This is a genomic window from Paenibacillus sp. 01T431 (assembly GCF_056398625.1).
Genome location: NZ_JBFTPT010000020.1, coordinates 59,285 through 75,962, shown reverse-complemented (window position 1 = coordinate 75,962; position 16,678 = coordinate 59,285). Strand labels below are relative to the sequence as shown.

Genomic DNA, 16,678 nt, shown 5'->3' with positions numbered 1-16,678 from the left:
GATTACTTAAACATGAAAGGATGAGGTCTATGTACACGAGAAAAACAAAAAAAGCATCGACTGTCTTTATTCTAACGCTAGCGCTTGTGATGACGATTACGGCTTGCGGAGGGAAAAATAATAATACAACGAACCAGCCGACAGAGAAGCCAGCAGAGGGCGGAACGAATGCAGGAGCAGGGGCGGGCGACAGCGCGCTGGCTAAAGCATTAAACGGCGATTTTAAAGGTAAAAAGGTTACGATGTTCGGTCCGTTTACGGATGCGGATGAAGTGAAATTTAACGAAAGCATTAAAGCGTTCGAAGATAAGACTGGAATCGACATCGCGTATGAAGGCTCTAAAGAGTTCGAAGCAACGATTTCGGTACGTGTAAACGGCGGAAACGCTCCTGATATTGCGGATTTCCCGCAGCCGGGTTTGCTGAAGGGCTTTGTGAACTCTGGTAAGGTAATTGATGTAAAATCATTCCTTAGCGATGAGTATTTGAAGAAACAATACAACCAAAGCTGGCTTGACATGGCTACGATGAAAGGTACTAGCGGAGACGTAATGTCCGGCATCTGGGCACGCAGCAGCGTAAAAAGCTTAGTGTGGTACAACAAAAAAGCATTTGCAGAAGCAGGTTATACCGTTCCAAAAACATGGACAGAGCTTATGGCGCTGACTGATCAAATCGCGAAAGACGGCGATCCAGCTTGGAGCATAGGCATCGAGAGCGGTACAGCGACTGGCTGGCCGGCTACAGACTGGATGGAGGATATTATGCTCCGCACGACTACGCCTGAAAATTATGACAAATGGGTATCGGGTGAGCTTCCATTCACAGACCCTGTAGTCAAAAATGCATCAGAAAAAATGGCTGAAATCTGGTTCAACGAGGACTATGTGTACGGAGGAAAAAAATCGATCGCTACAACATCGTTTGGTGATGCAGTTAAGCCGCTATTCGATAATCCGCCAAAAGCATGGCTACACCGTCAAGCCGGCTTTATTACAAGCTTCTTCCCAGAAGGCTTGACAGCTGATGATTACGATTGGTTCCCACTTCCAGCCATTGATGAGAAATATGGTCAACCAGCTCTAATCTCAGGAGATATTTATGCTATGTTTAATGATCGTCCAGAGGTTCGCGCTGTAATGGAATTCTTCACAACGGGCGAGTCGCTCAAAGCTTGGATTCAAACAGGCGGCGTAACAGCTCCTATGAATGATGCTGATCCATCATGGTACCCGAACGATCAAGAACGCAGAATGGCAGAATTCGTGAAAACAGCAGAAACGATTCGTTTTGACGGTTCTGACCTTATGCCAGGCGCAGTTGGCGCAGGTACATTCTGGAAAGGTATGACAGACTGGGTAAGTGGAACAGTAGATTTGGATACAGCACTAAAAGAAATTCAAGCTGGCTGGAAAAAATAATTGACTGCTGCTTGAGTGATTCGGGGGCTTCTCGCGGCAAGGGGAAAGCCCCTCTATAATCAATGCAGTAAATGGTGGCTTTTACGATAAAAGGTTTGCTTCGCAAACCTGAGTTTATGCTTACGAAGAAAGGTTTGCTACGCAAACCTAAGTTTATGCTTACGAAGAAAGGTTTGCTACGCAAACCTAAGTTTATGCTTACGAAGAAAGGTTTGCTACGCAAACCTAAGTTTATGCTTACGAAGAWAGGTTTGCTACGCAAACCTAAGTTTACGCTTACGAAGAAAGGTTTGCTTCGCAAACCTAAGTTTACGCTTACGAAGATAGGTTTGCTACGCAAACCTAAGTTTACGCTTACGAAGAAAGGTTTGCTTCGCAAACCTTGGAGGAGGATTCATATGGAATTACAGGCTAGGAAAGGCAATGCTCTGCGGCTACTGTTGTTATCCATACTCGTGCCAGTTATCAATATTGTCATTCACGGGGGCATATTTATACTTTTCCGCGACTCCAACCTTCCGCCTATCCTCAATGCGGTGTTTGCAGTCATATGGGGAGCAGTTGGTATTTATTCGATTTACTATTCGTTTAACTGGGTAGTTGAAAAGTATCCGGATCAATGGAAGCGGAGAATATTGCCTTTTGTATTTGTTGGCCCAGCGGTGCTGCTGCTTGGTTGGCTGCTTGTCTTTCCGACATTGCGGACGCTATACTTAAGCTTTTTTGATGCCGGCTCGGTCAATTTTGTCGGTTTCGCCAACTATGTAGCTGTATTTACGGACCGCCTGCTCATCATGGCGCTGCGCAACAACTTGCTTTGGGTGTTCTTTGGCACACTGGCTTGTGTTGGCTTAGGTCTTCTTATTGCGATACTTGCCGATCGAAGCAGCTTCGAGAAGTTGGCTAAGGGTCTCATATTTATGCCAATGGCGATCTCGTTCGTAGCGGCAGGCGTTATCTGGAAATTTATTTATTACTATCAGCCAGGCCAGGAGCAAATTGGACTGCTGAATGCGATCGTCGTGAAATTTGGCGGGGAACCGCAGGCATGGCTCAGTATGATTCAGCCGTGGAATAACCTGTTCCTTATCGTTATTCTCATTTGGATGCAAACAGGTTTTGCGATGGTTATATTCTCAGCTGCGATTAAGAGCATCCCAGAGGATATGCTGGAGGCCGCTCGTATGGATGGCGCAGGCGAGGTTCGCATTTTTTTCAAAATCATGATTCCTTACATTGCGGGAACTTTGTTATCCGTTACAACAACGATTATTGTGTTTACACTCAAAATCTTCGACGTTGTTATGATCATGACAGGCGGACAATATGAGACGGACGTAGTGGCAACACAGTTCTATCGCCAGCTGTTTATGTACCAAAATGCAGGTTATGGTTCAACCTTAGCCATTGTGCTTCTCGTTGCTGTCATTCCAGTCATCATAATCAATCTGCGGCAGTTCCGTAGAGAAGGAGGGTTCTAATATGAGCAGGAACAAAAAATCCCGTAAGTCCAAGTGGCTCGTGAATACAGTGCTAGCTGTCATATGTCTCATTTGGACTATCCCGACGCTCGGTCTGCTCGTTTCCTCTTTCCGGCCTGCAGCAGATATATTATCTACTGGCTGGTGGAATATACTGCCTCATCGGGATTGGAGCACAACAGAGCAAATTCAGCTGCCCAAGGACACCGATCTTCGTGAGCCAATTAAGGTGAATGGAGCAACGTTTACCGATGATCAGCTGCGTGCGGGTGTGGAGCTTAACGGCGAACGATTGATCTGGGAAAACCGGAGAGCTAGACTTCTGAACGTACAGGATAAGCAGTGGACGATCATATCTAATTTTACGACTCAGAACTATGAGACGGTGCTGGGTGGAAAAACATATTCCATCACGATGCCAGATGGTACGACCAAGACAGAGAAGGGCAGCGGTATGTCGCGTTCCTTCTGGAATACGATTGCGGTTACAGTACCAGCTACCGTAATTCCGATTTTCATCGCATCCTTTGCAGCTTATGCTTTTGCTTGGCTAAAGTTCCCAGGAAGAAAGACATTGTTTGTCATTGTTATCGCTTTGCTTGTCGTGCCTTTACAGGTAGCGCTCATTCCGATTTTGCGCGATTATACATCGCTTGGACTGAACGGCACATACTTTGGGATCTGGCTTGCACATACGGCGTTTGGTTTGCCATTGATCACATATTTTATGTACACATCAATTAGTCAGCTGCCCAAGGATTTGTTCGAATCGGCATTTATGGACGGGGCAACGAATTTCACAATTTTCAGCAGGCTCATCCTGCCGCTATCCGTTCCAGCACTAGCATCGATCAGCATATTCCAATTTTTATGGGTATGGAATGATTATTTGATATCCCTTATATTTCTCGGAAGCCAGCCTGAAGTGCAAGTATTGTCAATGAATATTGCAAACATGGTAGGCTCCAGAGGAAATGACTGGCATTTGCTTACAGCAGCAGCATTTGTTTCGATGCTCATGCCGCTCACCGTATTTTTTGCACTTCAAAAATACTTTGTTCGCGGGATGCTTGGCGGCTCCATCAAAGGTTAACAGCAGCAAAAGAATGGCGCAGCGTCTGGACACGGTGTCCCCTCGCGCGCCATTTGTTTGTATAGAGAGAAGGAGAGATTAGAGTGCAGATAAAACCGGCTTGGTGGAAGGAATCAGTTGTTTATCAGGTTTATTGGCGCAGCTTTAAAGATACAAACGGGGATGGTATTGGTGATCTTCGAGGTGTTATTGAAAAGCTGGATTATATTCAATCGTTAGGTGTGACAATGGTCTGGGTTAATCCATTTAATGAATCCCCAGACAAGGACAATGGTTACGATGTGTCCGACTATTATACGGTAATGAAAAAGGCAGGTACGATGGAAGACTTTGATCAGCTCGTTGCGGAGACGCATGCAAGAGGCATGAAGCTGATGATGGACGTCGTCGTTAATCATACATCGAATCATCATCCTTGGTTCATCGAATCTCGTTCCTCGATCAATAATCCGAAGCGAGATTGGTATATTTGGCAGGATGGCAGAGAGGGCGAGCCGCCTACCAACTGGCGTTCTTATTTTAACCCTTCAAGCTGGGAATTTGATGAGACGACAAAGCAATATTATATGCATTCCTTTGCGATCGAGCAGCCGGATTTAAACTGGGCAAACAAAGAAATGAGAATGGAAATCTACAACATGCTGCGTTTCTGGCTGGATAAAGGAGTAGACGGGCTGCGGCTCGACGCTCTGGCATTGCTGGCTAAGCCAAACAGCTACAGTGATGTAGAAGATCCACATGACATCAGGTATTTAACACATAATCCGGGACTGCATGATTATTTGCAGGAAATGAACCGTGAGGTTTTCCGGCATTACGATATGATGACGGTTGGCGAAATTGCGTTCGCTACACCGGAGACAGGTCCTTTGTTCGTTGAAGAGGAGCGTATGGAGCTGAATACGCTGTTCCATTTTGAAGTTGCGGATGAAATGCCGGAATGGGATATGGTTCGTTACAAGCGTATCCAGAAGCAGTGGGCGGAGGCTTTGGCTGGCCGAGGGTTTGGCTCGCAGTTTTTAAATAACCATGATCATACGCGGCAAGTATCTCGTTATGGGAATGACAAGGAATTCCGCGAGGAATCAGCTAAGCTGCTGGCTACGATGGTCCATACGCTTCCAGGCATTCCATACATTTATCAAGGCGAAGAAATCGGTATGACAGGCGTAAGGTATGAAACGATTGGCGATTATAATGACATCGCTATGATTAACAAATATGTAGAGGAAGTCGGCAAAGGCAAAGATCCTGCTGCAGTGTTTCGTTCATTGCAGGCGCTTAGCCGTGATAACTCCAGAACGCCAATGCAATGGAATACGGAGCTGAATGCAGGTTTTGGCAGCGCCGAGCCATGGATAAAGGTTAATCCAAATTATGAAGAGATTAATGTAGAACAAGCCGAAAAAGATCCAAATTCGGTATTAGCTTTTTATCGGAAGCTCATTGCGCTTAGAAAGAGCAATCCAGTCATGGTTTATGGCGACTTTACAGATATAAGTGAAGATGATCCGAATCTATATGTTTATGTTCGAGAGCTGGAGGGAACCGAATGGGTTGTGCTTTTGAATCACGGAGAAGAAGCCCAAACCTTTACGTTCTCGGATTCGTTTTTTGGAGAGGAAGCTTTGAAGCTGGTGCTTGGTACGTATGAGAATACATTAAGCACTTGGAATGACGAAGGGCGAAGCATCGAGCTGAGGCCATTTGAAGCGCGAATCTATGAAGTAATCACCTAATTCCGCGTGAGCGTGCGATTATAAAGAAATGGTGGAGCAGAATAAACCCTGCCCCACCATTTTTTTTATTATGCGCTTAACGCACGCTTTCTTGCTTTAATGGCAGCTTGCGGCCTTTCCCGTAAGGGATGCAAAGGGGAGTGCCAAATATGGGATCTGCTGTGATTTGGCATTCCATATCAAACACGGTGCGTATAAGCTGTTCGTTCATAATGGCTTCCGGTTTGCCCTGCGCATGTATTTGGCCGTCTTTCACAGCTACAATATGGTCAGCATATCGGCAAGCTAGGTTAATGTCGTGCAGCACCATCACAATCGTACGATTCTCCTGCTCGTTTAAATCAAAAAGCAAATCAAGAATTTCGATCTGATGGGCCATATCCAAATAGGTTGTCGGCTCATCAAGCAAAATAGTCGGTGTGTTTTGGGCTAGCGTCATTGCTATCCAAGCACGTTGACGTTGACCGCCGGAGAGCGAGTCCAGTGAGCGCGAGGACAGCTCGTCCATATGCGTCACTTCAAGCGCTTTTTTGACCATCTTCTCGTCTTCATGCGACCATTGCTGCAGCCAGCTTTGATAAGGATAACGGCCTTGCTTGACGAGCTGATGGACGGTTAAGCCTTCCGGTGCTATTGGACCTTGAGGCAAGATCGCTAGGCGCCTTGCGATTTCCTTGCTAGAGAGTTTGGCAATCTCATGGCCATCAATAAGAATAGAGCCTTCTTGCGGCTTTAAAAGGCGGGCAAGGGAACGGAGCAGCGTTGACTTGCCGCAGCCGTTGCTGCCAATGAATACTGTGATCTTGCCGGGAGGGATCAGCAAATCAAGATTATTGAAAATCGCTTTTTGTCCGTAGGATAACGTAAGATTTTTCGCTTGAATGGAGGACACGATAATCTCTCCCCTTTGCATTATTGTTTAATTAAAAACGCGCAGTGCGTTATGATCGGTTGCGATGGCGATACAATAAATAGATAAAGAACGGTGCGCCTATCGCTGCAGTGAAGACACCTGCTGGAATATCTAGCGGAAGGAACGCAGTTCTTGCGATAAGGTCAGAGAGCAGCAATACGAGCGACCCTATTAAAGCGGACACAGGTATTACGCCTCCATAAGACGGGCCAACAAGCTTCCGGGCAATATGAGGCGCCATAAGCCCGATGAAATTAATGGCACCACCTATAGCAACCGCAACACCTGCGAGTGCAACGCTGATGATGAGCAGTATCGTTCTTTTGATTTGCACGGAGCTGCCTACGCTTGTAGCAACCTCATCGCCAAGCTCCTGGACATTAAGATGCCGAGCGTAGATAAGCGCAATTGGAAACAAAACGACAAGCCATGGAAGCAAAGTCCAAAAGTCTCTGTCCCATGATACGCCGTAGATGCTGCCAGTCATAAAAGTAAAGGCTTTGACGGCTACCGCAGTAGGCGTGAAGGATGACGTAAGGATAAGCATGTAGGTAACCGCAGTTAATGCGGTAGCCATTCCGATCCCAATTAGGACGAGCCTGAGCGGCGTGATTCCYTTTCGGAAAGCAAATAAATAAATGAGGAACGCAGCGGCAAAAGCTCCAATAACAGCACTGATCGGCATGAACCGGATGCTTATATGCGAAAAATACAAAATGAATATAACGGTGCCAAGTGAGGCTCCGCCCGTAATGCCGATAATGTCGGGAGATGTCAAAGGATTGCGCACAATACCTTGCAGCAGCGCCCCTGAAACAGCGAGTGCGGAGCCTACCATTACAGCAATCAACACGCGTGGCAGACGAAGTGAAAAAATAATCATCGCATCTGACGAATCACCTTGTCCCACAAAAGTAAGTAAAACATCGATAGGATTAATGGTTTTGCTGCCAAGCCCAACACAAATGATGACTGCTGCTAAATTGGCAATTAGCAACAAAACAATCACCATTAACGTTCGGCGGTCAAGTTGAAAGGAGTGTTTGCGGCCCCTGAGTGTGATCCATTTATTCATATTAGGATTGGCCTCCTCTTCTAGCGATAAACACGAAGAAAGGAACACCAATAATCGCTGTCATGATTCCCACGGGAACTTCCTTCGGAAATGAAATATATCTTGATCCGATATCAGCAGCAAGCAGCAATATGCCGCCAAACACCGCGCAGTATGGAATAACCCAACGGTAGTCAATGCCAACTAAATAACGCATTAGATGAGGAATAATAATGCCAACGAAAGCAATAGGGCCAGCCATAGAGACCGAGCCGCCTGCGAGCAGAACGATAATAATTCCAGCTGCTAATTTGATATAGACGGTTTTTTGACCTAATCCTACAGCAACGTCTTCTCCAAGCGCCAGCACGTTCATATGTCTTGCAAGCACGATGGCCGCTATCAAGGCAATACCCATATATGGAGCAGCGGCTGTAAAGATGTTCATGTCGCGTCCTGAGACGGAGCCGACAAACCAATAAAGCACCTGATCAAATGTCTGGCCGCTTGTAAGCAATACGCCCAGCGTGAGCGAAGAGAAGAAAGCAGTCATAGCAGCGCCAGCAAGCGTAACCTTCAGCGGAGTCAAACCATCGTTGCCGATCGAGCCAAGCGAGTAAACGAGAGTCACTGTAAAGGCTGCTCCTACAAACGCCAGAGTTGCAAAAGTCGTCATGCCGCTAGCTCCGAAAAAGGCAGAGCCGATGACGATGAAGAAAGCGGCTCCTGAATTCACGCCGAATATGCTCGGAGAAGCAAGCTGATTGCGGGTAATTCCCTGCATGAGTGAGCCTGCTACAGCTAGACTCGCTCCGACTGCGGCTGCGATAAACGCGCGCGGCACTCTTGCCGTTTGAATGATGAGCTGCTCCTGAGAGCCATCAAATGCGGTAAATGAAGCTAAAATCGTGCGCCAGCTAATATTCGTTACTCCAAATGCTATGCTGCAAACGATACCAGCAGCAAAGAGGAGCAAGCCGGTTATCAGCCCTATTATTTTCTGGGCTCGTGTATGTAATAATGTACTCATAATTTCCTCTTTCCTTGATGTCAATTGTGAAGGGTATTCATGATTTAGGACTACTAAAACATTTTAGGGGATCATGTACATAGTGTCAATGAAGTTGAAAATCATTATCAACAGTTATTGACTTTGTTTTATATGGCTGGTATAGTTTCGTTTGTAATAAAACTGAGAATGATTTTCAACATGAAGGGGAGAAAAAAATGTCTTATGTATTAAAGAAGAAATTTACTTGGACAGCATCCGCCCTATTGCTTGCACTAGCCGTAATTGTTTCGGGATGCGGCCAATCCGGTTCAAAAAATAACGAAGGCAATTCATCGGCGACAGAAGGAACAAACGCGTCAAAGACAGAAGACACGAGAGTAATTACGCATGCAATGGGCGAGACCAAAATAGAAGGCAATCCAACTCGTATCGTCGTATTATCTAACGAAGGAACAGAAGCGTTGCTGGCACTTGGCATTAAACCGGTAGGCGCGGTGAAATCTTGGACAGGCGACCCATGGTATGACCACATAAAAGCGGATATGGAAGGTGTTACCGTTGTAGGTGAAGAGAGTCAGCCTAACATCGAGCTGATTGCAAGCCTAAAACCTGATCTTATTATTGGTAATAAATTGCGCCAAGAGAAAGTTTATGATCAGCTTAAGGTTATTGCACCTACTGTGTTTTCTGAAACGCTTCGTGGTGCTTGGCAGTCTAATTTCATGCTATATGCTGATGCGATCGGCAAGAAAGCTGATGGCGAAAAAATCATTGCCGACTATGACAACCGTGCAGCAGACTTTAAAAGTAAAGCTGGCGACAAGCTCAACCAGAAGGTATCAGTCGTTCGGTTTATGGCGGGCAAAACGCGCATTTACTTAGAGGATACTTTTACAGGGATTGCATTCTCGAAGCTTGGAATTACACGTCCAGACAATCAAAAATATAAAGATACATTCGTTGAGGAAATTACGAAAGAACGTTTGCCGGAAGTAGATGCTGACATGTTGTTCTACTTCACTTATGAAACGGGTGATGGCAAAGGAACGAAGATGGAAGAAGAAATGTTGAAGGATCCTTTGTGGCAAAGCCTTCAAGTTGTAAAAAATAATAAAGCGATTAGAGTGAGCGATGCGATCTGGAATACAGCCGGCGGCGTCATTGCAGCTAATCTAATGCTTGATGAAATTTATAAGATTTATGAAATTAACTAAATAGTCGCTTTTTAAAGCAGTCGGTTCTTATACCGACTGTTTTTTTCTTATAATAACGGGTAAGTTAATTAGGATATGATCGTTCGAATCGATACACTGGATTGTTGCATGGGTGCAAAAATACATACTTTTATTGCTTGGGGGGTATTTAAGCTGAATCAGTATGATGAGATTAAACAAGGCGAGAAGGGTGCTTGGGTCAGTATAGGCGCTTATTTGGGATTATCCGCCATCAAACTCGGAGCAGGCTACTGGTTCGTATCTGGAGCACTCGTTGCAGACGGCTATAACAACCTTACGGATATTGTTGCGTCAGTAGCCGTACTGATTGGATTGCGAATTTCACAGAAGCCGCCGGATAAGGATCATCCATACGGACATTTTCGAGCGGAGACCATTGCAGCACTTATCGCTTCGTTCATTATGGCGACGGTGGGCATCCAAGTATTGATCAGTGCTGTAAAATCATTGTTTGCTGCTAATCATCATATACCTAATCTAATGACAGCATGGATTGCTTTATTTGCTGCGGCATGTATGGGCGGGGTTTATATATATAATCGAAGGCTGGCCCTCCGAATTAACAATCAAGCTTTATTAGCGGCAGCTAAGGATAACTTGTCAGATGCTCTTGTGAGCATAGGGGCAGCTATCGGTATTATAGGATCACAATTTGGCTTGCCATGGCTTGATCCTGTAGCGGCAATAGCTGTAGGTATTATAATATGTAAAACGGCTTGGGAAATTTTTTATAGCTCTACGCATGCGCTTACGGACGGCTTTGATGAGAATGAGCTGTCCTCTCTAAGTTCAACAATTGCCAAAACGAAAGGTGTTAAATCGATTAAGGATATTAAAGCTAGAGTACATGGCAGTCATGTACTTGTCGATGTAATCGTTCAGGTTGATCCCGAGCTTACATTGATCGAAAGCCATCAAATAAGTGACGAAATCGAGCGTCGAATGAGTAGGAAGCATAACATAATGAGCATACATGTTCACGTTGAGCCCGATGAGCTAATCGAGAATACAGGGGCAAGTAAGCCGGAAAATCATTAAATCCAATCGGTAATTGTTGCCAAATGAGTTCAAAATCAAAATTTATGGTTCAAATGGCATGAAAGGCTGATTCTGCCAAAAGACCTACTCTTCACATGAAAATCATACAATTTAGTTGCAGTGATGGAGTAAATTTCAAGTGCATATAGGTACTAAGGCATCCTTTTAATTGGGATGTCTTTTTTTTGTGTACATACGACGATTTTGTGGTTCTTAAAACCTATTACGAAGAGGGGTTAAATAGGCTTTTTGGTCGATACTTGTCTAATCTAATCGAATTTACAATGAAGCAGAACCGTGAAACTTAAACTGTTTACACACCAAGGAGGCGTAAGGATTGCAACACAGCATGAAAAAAAGGATGGCAACAGCAACGTTAACGGCAGCATTATTGTTTAGTTCACTTTCAGTTCCAGCAGCGCTGGCGGCYCAGACAACACAAGCAGCAGAGGTACAATCGAGCGTAAATATGCGCACATCACCTTCGACATCAGCATCCATTATTCGCAGTTTAAAGAAAGGCGAACAAATTACGGTGATGGATAAGGTTAATTCATATTGGTATAAAGTAGCAGATTCTTCAGGTAAACAAGGTTACATATCGACCTCATCACAGTATATTGAACTTCAAACCTCGGTTCCTGAACAAGACGGCAATGCAGTCGCTCTATCGTCTGTTTCCTTCCGAAAGGCGGCATCGACATCGGGTGAACGCATTCGATATTTGAAGAAAGGCGAGCAGGTAACTATCGTAGCAAAGACAAACAGCTATTGGTATGAAGTGAAGGATGGCAACGGTGTTCGCGGCTATGTAAGCACAGATTCTTCCTACTTGAAAGTAACTGGGACTATTCCAGGTGGGAATACTGGGGGGAACACGGGCGGCAATGGCGGCGGAACAGTTACGAATCCTGATGTATCAAAAGATAAGCAGGTTGAGAAAATCATAGCTGCAGGGATGAAGTATTTAGGCACCCCTTATGAATACAGCTCTGATCGCAACACGACGACAACTTTTGATTGCTCCGATTTCGTAAGACAAGCCTTTCTTGATGGCGTCTCTCTGAAGCTCCCGGCTGACTCTCGTCAGCAAGGTCAGTACGTAAAGGATAAAGGTTCTATTACGACCAACTGGAAGCAGTTGAAACGCGGTGATATCGTATTCTTTATGTCCTATAAAGGAACGAAGGCATCAGCCTATAATGGAATTGATAAATCTAAAGCTACGATTACTCATGACGGGATTTATTTGGGAGACGGCAAAGTATTGCATACGTATTCGAAAGAGGGGGGCGGTGTTACCGTCAGCAGTATTGAAGGTACACATTGGGAGTATCGTATACTGTTCGGTGGAAGCGCGTTGTAACCTCAAAAAAGCCAGTTAGGATTTAATCCTAACTGGCTTTTTTACATCTGTATGAAATTGCTTATGAATCTATTTGAATTTTTGCATTATCGTTATGTTTAATTTGTTCGTTCTGGACTGCTTCAGCTTCTTTGTCCTCGAGCGCTTTCTTCTTGTTACGTCTCTTGCGAAGCAAAAGATAAACAATGAGAATAGGCACGGCTCCTAAAAAAATATACAAGGAAACATCCTTAACCATGCTTTCCGCAGCGCGTCCGTAGAAATAAAATAATGATCCAACAATATAGAACTTTAAGCCCCGGCCAATTGCTGCGTAACCGATTAATCTCCAAAGAGGGAAATTTAAGCAACCAGACAATATTGTAAATACTTTGAATGGAATAGGTGTGAAAGAGCCGATAAGAATGGCTGCTTCGCCATTTTTCTGAAACTTATCCGTAGCGGCATCGATCCATTCTTTTTTTAGAAATTTATATAGAACGGATTTGCCCATAATCTTTCCCAAATAATACCCGACAGGTGTACCTAGGAGGCAGGCGATATAGCCCACAGTGGCCAGCCATAATGCTGTAGATGGATTGAGTATGCTCAATGAGACTTGAAGAAAAAAAGCAGGAATGGGAAATATAACTGCGTCTAGAAACGAATGAATAAACAATCCGAGTGGACCGAAATCCTTTAAAAAATCGACTACGGCTTGAAACATTACCAGGCTCCCTTTCCATCAACTAACCTGCACATAAAGCCTGCTTTTACGAAATATACCGTGTGTAAATTCCACTTATGCTAACATATGCTGCAGCTTGTTGAAAAAGCGCTTTAGCGCTTGATATTTTAATTATAGCATAATTTTTTCGCTTAAGAAGATGATACTTGTCATGTGTTTCATCTCCGCTTCTCTAGTTCCTCTAGACCAAGTGCTTAAGAACGAATACGTGATTACCTGCTTACAGGTTTCAACGTCTTTTTCAGAATATTCTCTCCCAGCATTTTCAATTCTTATGATTATTGATGATTTAGAGAAATTTACGTTGCTAGAAATAAAAAAAAGCTCGTTACGGGGGCCGTAAACGAGCGGAGATTACAACAAAGAATAGAATGGCAGCAGCTACTCCCGAATTTGACGGCGAGAGACACCGCTTTGCTGTGCAGCCTGTATGACGCGTCGCCGTACTTCCTCAACGACTCTCGTGTTGAAGACGCTAGGAACTATATACATAGGGCTCAGTTCTTCATCACTGATAACGGAGGCAATGGCTTCTGCTGCCGCAAGCTTCATCTCTTCATTAATTGTGGCAGCCCGGCTATCGAGCGCTCCACGGAAAATTCCCGGAAAGCAGAGAACATTGTTAATCTGATTAGGATAATCCGATCTCCCCGTAGCAAAAACAGCGACGATATCCTCAGCTAGTTCAGGGCGTATTTCAGGCTCTGGATTCGCCATTGCGAAAACGATTGGATCTTTTGCCATCGTTGTAATATGCTCTCGCGTCAATATGCCGCCGGCCGAAACGCCTATAAAAACATCAGCGCCGTTTAGCGCTTCAGCTAAACCGCCTGTGATGCGCTCTTCATTCGTATGATTAGCATACCACTGCCACATAGGGTTGTCATAAACACAGTCAGCGGACAATATCCCAGCCCGGTCCACACCGATAATATGTTTTGCTCCTCCGGCGATCAGCATTTTTGTACAAGCGGTTCCTGCTGCCCCGATTCCGCAAATAACGATGCGAGCCTCTTGGAGGCTTCGATTTGTCAGCTTCAGCGCATTTAGCAGCCCTGCGTATAATACGACCGCAGTACCATGCTGATCATCATGAAAGACAGGGATATCAAGCTCCTGCTTTAACCTTTGTTCAATTTCAAAGCAGCGAGGGGAGGAAATATCCTCTAAATTAATGCCGCCAAAGGCAGGCGCAATGTTTTTGATCGTTGCAATGATGGTTTCGGTATCCTGCGTGTCGAGGCAGATCGGGAACGCATCGACATCGGCAAATTGCTTGAACAGCATCGCTTTGCCTTCCATGACAGGCATAGCTGCATACGGACCGATATTGCCGAGGCCAAGCACCGCGCTTCCGTCGGAAACGACGGCAACCATATTTCTTTTAATGGTGAGCGTATAAGCTTTGGACGGTTCTTCGGCGATTGCTTGGCATACTCTAGCCACATCCGGCGTATAGACACGGGACAAGTCATCGCGGTTTTGGATCGGCGTTTTCGGCTGAATTGAAATTTTACCTCCAAGATGAAGCAGGAAGGTACGGTCGGATATATGAACGAGCCGAATGCCTTCTAATGATTTCAAGGCTGTCGTAAGCCGTTCTGCTGCGCCATGCTCCGATATTTTCACAGTTAAATCGCGCAAGCTTTTGTTTTTGTCTGTATGTATGACGTCTATGGCGATAATATCGCCTTTGGCTTGTTCGATTGCTGTAGCTGCTCGGCCAAACTGCGCAAGATTCGTATCAATTTCCAACCTCAAAATAATCGTTTTTCCGTCTGTCATCTTCGAACTCATTATAAACAGCTCCCTTCATCAGTTATACTATTTGGATAAGGGCATACAATTTATGCTTCATTCTTATTTTAAAAAGAAAACCGTCACTGCATCAGTCGCAGGACGGCGTTCGGACAACTCGTGGGGTCGTATTGTTGATTGCGTTTGGTAAGCAGGCTGTCTCTAAACTGGCCTGAAGCGTAGGGCTCATGGATAAGCTTGAACCACTTATCGACAGTATCGTTCGAATCGAGCATTTCTCCAAATCCGTTATTGATAAAATATTCGCAGTTCTCCTCTTCTTGTCCAGGAATCGGCTCATAAAACAGCATTGGAATTCCTTTGCTCATTCCTTCTGTGCAGGTCATGCCGCCAGGCTTCGTAATTAGAAGATCGGAGACATCCATCAGCTTGTTCACCTCGCGAGTGAAGCCAAGTATACGAATGTTAGGATGCTGAAAAAGGGGATCGGCAAGCATTTTTTCCTTCATCTTCTCGTTTGAGCCAACGCAGTAAATGAGTTGTGTGCTTTCCCGCCATTTGGTCATATATTCAAGGGCATTGTCCTCGTATAAAATTCCCCAACCGCCGCCCATTATGAGTACGGTCGGCATGTTTTTTAAATCAAATTGTTCTCTAATCTCTTCTTTCTCGTATGTATGCCAGAAGTTGGGGTGAACAGGGATTCCTGTTACTTCAATTCGGTCTGTTGTAACCCCTTTTTCCATGAGCCGCTCTTTCACAAGCTCGCTTGAAACGAGGTATTTATTGACTTCTTGGTTTACCCATGACCCATGTGCATCATAGTCTGTAATAAGCGTATATAACCGTATGTCTAGTCCTAGACGTTTGAGCCGAGCAACGACAGCATTCGGTACAGGATGGGTGCATACGATTAGTTCTGGCTTCAGCTGGGATATGACCTGTGACGTTTGGGTATAAAACACACGATGAAGCGCAAGCTGTGTAAAGCGGTTAAGCGACTTCTTATAGTTGCTGCGGTACATAAGACCGACCATCTTTGGTTGTTTGCTTACCGTTTTGCGATATGCAGATATAATCCACGGACCAAGCACCGGATTAAGGAAATTTCCTAACTCGATGACGCGGGTCTGAATCCCCGGACTTAATTGCTTGAGTCCGACAGCGAGCGCATAGGCAGCTTGGGTATGACCAGAGCCAAAGCCTTCAGAGAGCAGAAGCACTCTTTTCTTACGCATTCATTCCACCTACTTTTCTAATTCCATATTACGATGCAAGTGCGACTAACACAAGTTTTATCCGCTAGGGTTGCGAATAATGTGGTGGATAAATTATCCTAGAATGAAGATGTACACATTATTATTATATGTAACTAAGTAGTCAACTATATTTACATTTATTTTACAAGCAAATATAACATAATAAAGTGAGGATGGTTCGATATGGAACGAAATAACCAGGTTGACGATAGTTTGAAAATAGGGGATAACGTTAGAGCTGAAATCCGCTCCGGTCATTATCTAGGTGAGCTTGTTGAAATTAACGGGCCTCGTGCTCTCGTCAAGGTATTAGCTGTGTTAAAGCATCCTGAGCAAGGTGACCTGCATAATCCATATAATCCAGACGTGCCTATGTTTCATGAGCGTCGTGCACTAAGCTTTACAGAAAAAACAAATGTTTTGCTGCGTGACGTAAAGCGGCATACAGGCATTATTCCAGAGTATAACGATTCTTTAAGAGCTGCCGCAGAAGCCGAAATTGCTTCACTGGATCGACTGCAGCGCTGGGCGGCTAAAGGCTTGGAGCAAATGCAGYAGCTCTTAAAGGAATATAAATAGCTT

At 44.8% G+C, this 16,678-nt stretch carries 14 protein-coding genes; 8 read left to right on the top strand and 6 right to left on the bottom strand.

Annotated features, from left to right (window positions below; translation table 11 throughout):
• The first annotated feature begins 29 nt into the window (after positions 1 to 29).
• From AC1DM9_RS28825 to AC1DM9_RS28810, 4 genes are all read left to right on the top strand, one after another.
• Entirely contained in the window at positions 30 to 1,421 is a 1,392-nt protein-coding gene (locus AC1DM9_RS28825; RefSeq protein WP_477583489.1) for an ABC transporter substrate-binding protein, read from the top strand.
• Positions 1,422 to 1,492: 71 nt separating this feature from the next.
• Entirely contained in the window at positions 1,493 to 2,902 is a 1,410-nt protein-coding gene (locus tag AC1DM9_RS28820) for a carbohydrate ABC transporter permease (RefSeq protein WP_477583487.1), read from the top strand.
• A 1-nt stretch (position 2,903) separates the two neighbouring features.
• Positions 2,904 to 3,995 carry a carbohydrate ABC transporter permease gene (locus tag AC1DM9_RS28815; protein ID WP_441908439.1) on the top strand — a complete coding sequence of 364 codons (1,092 nt, stop codon included), beginning with the start codon at positions 2,904 to 2,906 and terminating at the stop codon, positions 3,993 to 3,995.
• A gap of 89 nt (positions 3,996 to 4,084) precedes the next feature.
• Complete coding sequence (locus AC1DM9_RS28810; RefSeq protein ID WP_477583519.1) at positions 4,085 to 5,734, top strand: glycoside hydrolase family 13 protein; 1,650 nt, start codon at positions 4,085 to 4,087, stop codon at positions 5,732 to 5,734.
• 76 nt (positions 5,735 to 5,810) lie between these two features.
• Here AC1DM9_RS28810 and AC1DM9_RS28805 read toward each other — a convergent pair whose 3' ends face one another.
• From AC1DM9_RS28805 to AC1DM9_RS28795, 3 genes are read right to left on the bottom strand one after another with little or no spacing between them, the layout of a single operon-like run.
• Positions 5,811 to 6,626 (bottom strand): ABC transporter ATP-binding protein, encoded by an 816-nt coding sequence (locus AC1DM9_RS28805; RefSeq protein ID WP_339204607.1) that lies wholly within the window; start codon positions 6,624 to 6,626, stop codon positions 5,811 to 5,813.
• Between the two features lie 49 nt (positions 6,627 to 6,675).
• On the bottom strand, positions 6,676 to 7,722 hold the full coding sequence (locus AC1DM9_RS28800) for a FecCD family ABC transporter permease (protein ID WP_477583485.1): 1,047 nt from the start codon (positions 7,720 to 7,722) through the stop codon (positions 6,676 to 6,678).
• 1 nt (position 7,723) lies between these two features.
• A complete protein-coding gene (locus AC1DM9_RS28795) occupies positions 7,724 to 8,731 on the bottom strand; it encodes a FecCD family ABC transporter permease (protein WP_339204605.1) in 1,008 nt (335 codons plus the stop codon).
• A 197-nt stretch (positions 8,732 to 8,928) separates the two neighbouring features.
• Between AC1DM9_RS28795 and AC1DM9_RS28790 the strand changes: the two genes are divergently transcribed.
• From AC1DM9_RS28790 to AC1DM9_RS28780, 3 genes are all read left to right on the top strand, one after another.
• On the top strand, positions 8,929 to 9,927 hold the full coding sequence (locus AC1DM9_RS28790; RefSeq protein WP_477512367.1) for an ABC transporter substrate-binding protein: 999 nt from the start codon (positions 8,929 to 8,931) through the stop codon (positions 9,925 to 9,927).
• A gap of 108 nt (positions 9,928 to 10,035) precedes the next feature.
• Positions 10,036 to 10,986, top strand: a complete 951-nt coding sequence (locus AC1DM9_RS28785) for a cation diffusion facilitator family transporter (RefSeq protein ID WP_477527703.1) — start codon at positions 10,036 to 10,038, stop codon at positions 10,984 to 10,986.
• Between the two features lie 337 nt (positions 10,987 to 11,323).
• Entirely contained in the window at positions 11,324 to 12,352 is a 1,029-nt protein-coding gene (locus AC1DM9_RS28780) for a C40 family peptidase (protein ID WP_477583483.1), read from the top strand.
• A gap of 61 nt (positions 12,353 to 12,413) precedes the next feature.
• Here AC1DM9_RS28780 and AC1DM9_RS28775 read toward each other — a convergent pair whose 3' ends face one another.
• From AC1DM9_RS28775 to AC1DM9_RS28765, 3 genes are all read right to left on the bottom strand, one after another.
• The gene (locus tag AC1DM9_RS28775; RefSeq protein WP_076268927.1) at positions 12,414 to 13,058 is read right to left on the bottom strand and encodes a YqaA family protein; all 645 of its coding nucleotides are present in this window, start codon (positions 13,056 to 13,058) and stop codon (positions 12,414 to 12,416) included.
• A 402-nt stretch (positions 13,059 to 13,460) separates the two neighbouring features.
• On the bottom strand, positions 13,461 to 14,876 hold the full coding sequence (locus AC1DM9_RS28770; RefSeq protein ID WP_475443667.1) for an NAD-dependent malic enzyme: 1,416 nt from the start codon (positions 14,874 to 14,876) through the stop codon (positions 13,461 to 13,463).
• Positions 14,877 to 14,959: 83 nt separating this feature from the next.
• Positions 14,960 to 16,075 carry an MGDG synthase family glycosyltransferase gene (locus tag AC1DM9_RS28765; RefSeq protein ID WP_076268925.1) on the bottom strand — a complete coding sequence of 372 codons (1,116 nt, stop codon included), beginning with the start codon at positions 16,073 to 16,075 and terminating at the stop codon, positions 14,960 to 14,962.
• Positions 16,076 to 16,279: 204 nt separating this feature from the next.
• On the opposite strand from AC1DM9_RS28765, the gene kapB reads away from it, so the two are divergent.
• Positions 16,280 to 16,675, top strand: coding sequence for a sporulation phosphorelay system protein KapB (gene kapB / locus AC1DM9_RS28760; protein ID WP_477583481.1), 396 nt, complete (start codon positions 16,280 to 16,282; stop codon positions 16,673 to 16,675).
• Positions 16,676 to 16,678 lie beyond the last annotated feature (3 nt).

What these genes read in the sequence shown, in the direction of transcription:
- AC1DM9_RS28825 (WP_477583489.1), top strand. Translation starts at nt 30, where the DNA reads ATGTACACGAGAAAAACAAAAAAAGCATCGACTGTCTTTATTCTAACG.
- AC1DM9_RS28815 (WP_441908439.1), top strand. Translation starts at nt 2,904, where the DNA reads ATGAGCAGGAACAAAAAATCCCGTAAGTCCAAGTGGCTCGTGAATACA.
- AC1DM9_RS28795 (WP_339204605.1), bottom strand. Translation starts at nt 8,731, where the DNA reads ATGAGTACATTATTACATACACGAGCCCAGAAAATAATAGGGCTGATA.
- AC1DM9_RS28790 (WP_477512367.1), top strand. Translation starts at nt 8,929, where the DNA reads ATGTCTTATGTATTAAAGAAGAAATTTACTTGGACAGCATCCGCCCTA.
- AC1DM9_RS28785 (WP_477527703.1), top strand. Translation starts at nt 10,036, where the DNA reads ATGGGTGCAAAAATACATACTTTTATTGCTTGGGGGGTATTTAAGCTG.
- AC1DM9_RS28775 (WP_076268927.1), bottom strand. Translation starts at nt 13,058, where the DNA reads ATGTTTCAAGCCGTAGTCGATTTTTTAAAGGATTTCGGTCCACTCGGA.
- AC1DM9_RS28770 (WP_475443667.1), bottom strand. Translation starts at nt 14,876, where the DNA reads ATGAGTTCGAAGATGACAGACGGAAAAACGATTATTTTGAGGTTGGAA.
- AC1DM9_RS28765 (WP_076268925.1), bottom strand. Translation starts at nt 16,075, where the DNA reads ATGCGTAAGAAAAGAGTGCTTCTGCTCTCTGAAGGCTTTGGCTCTGGT.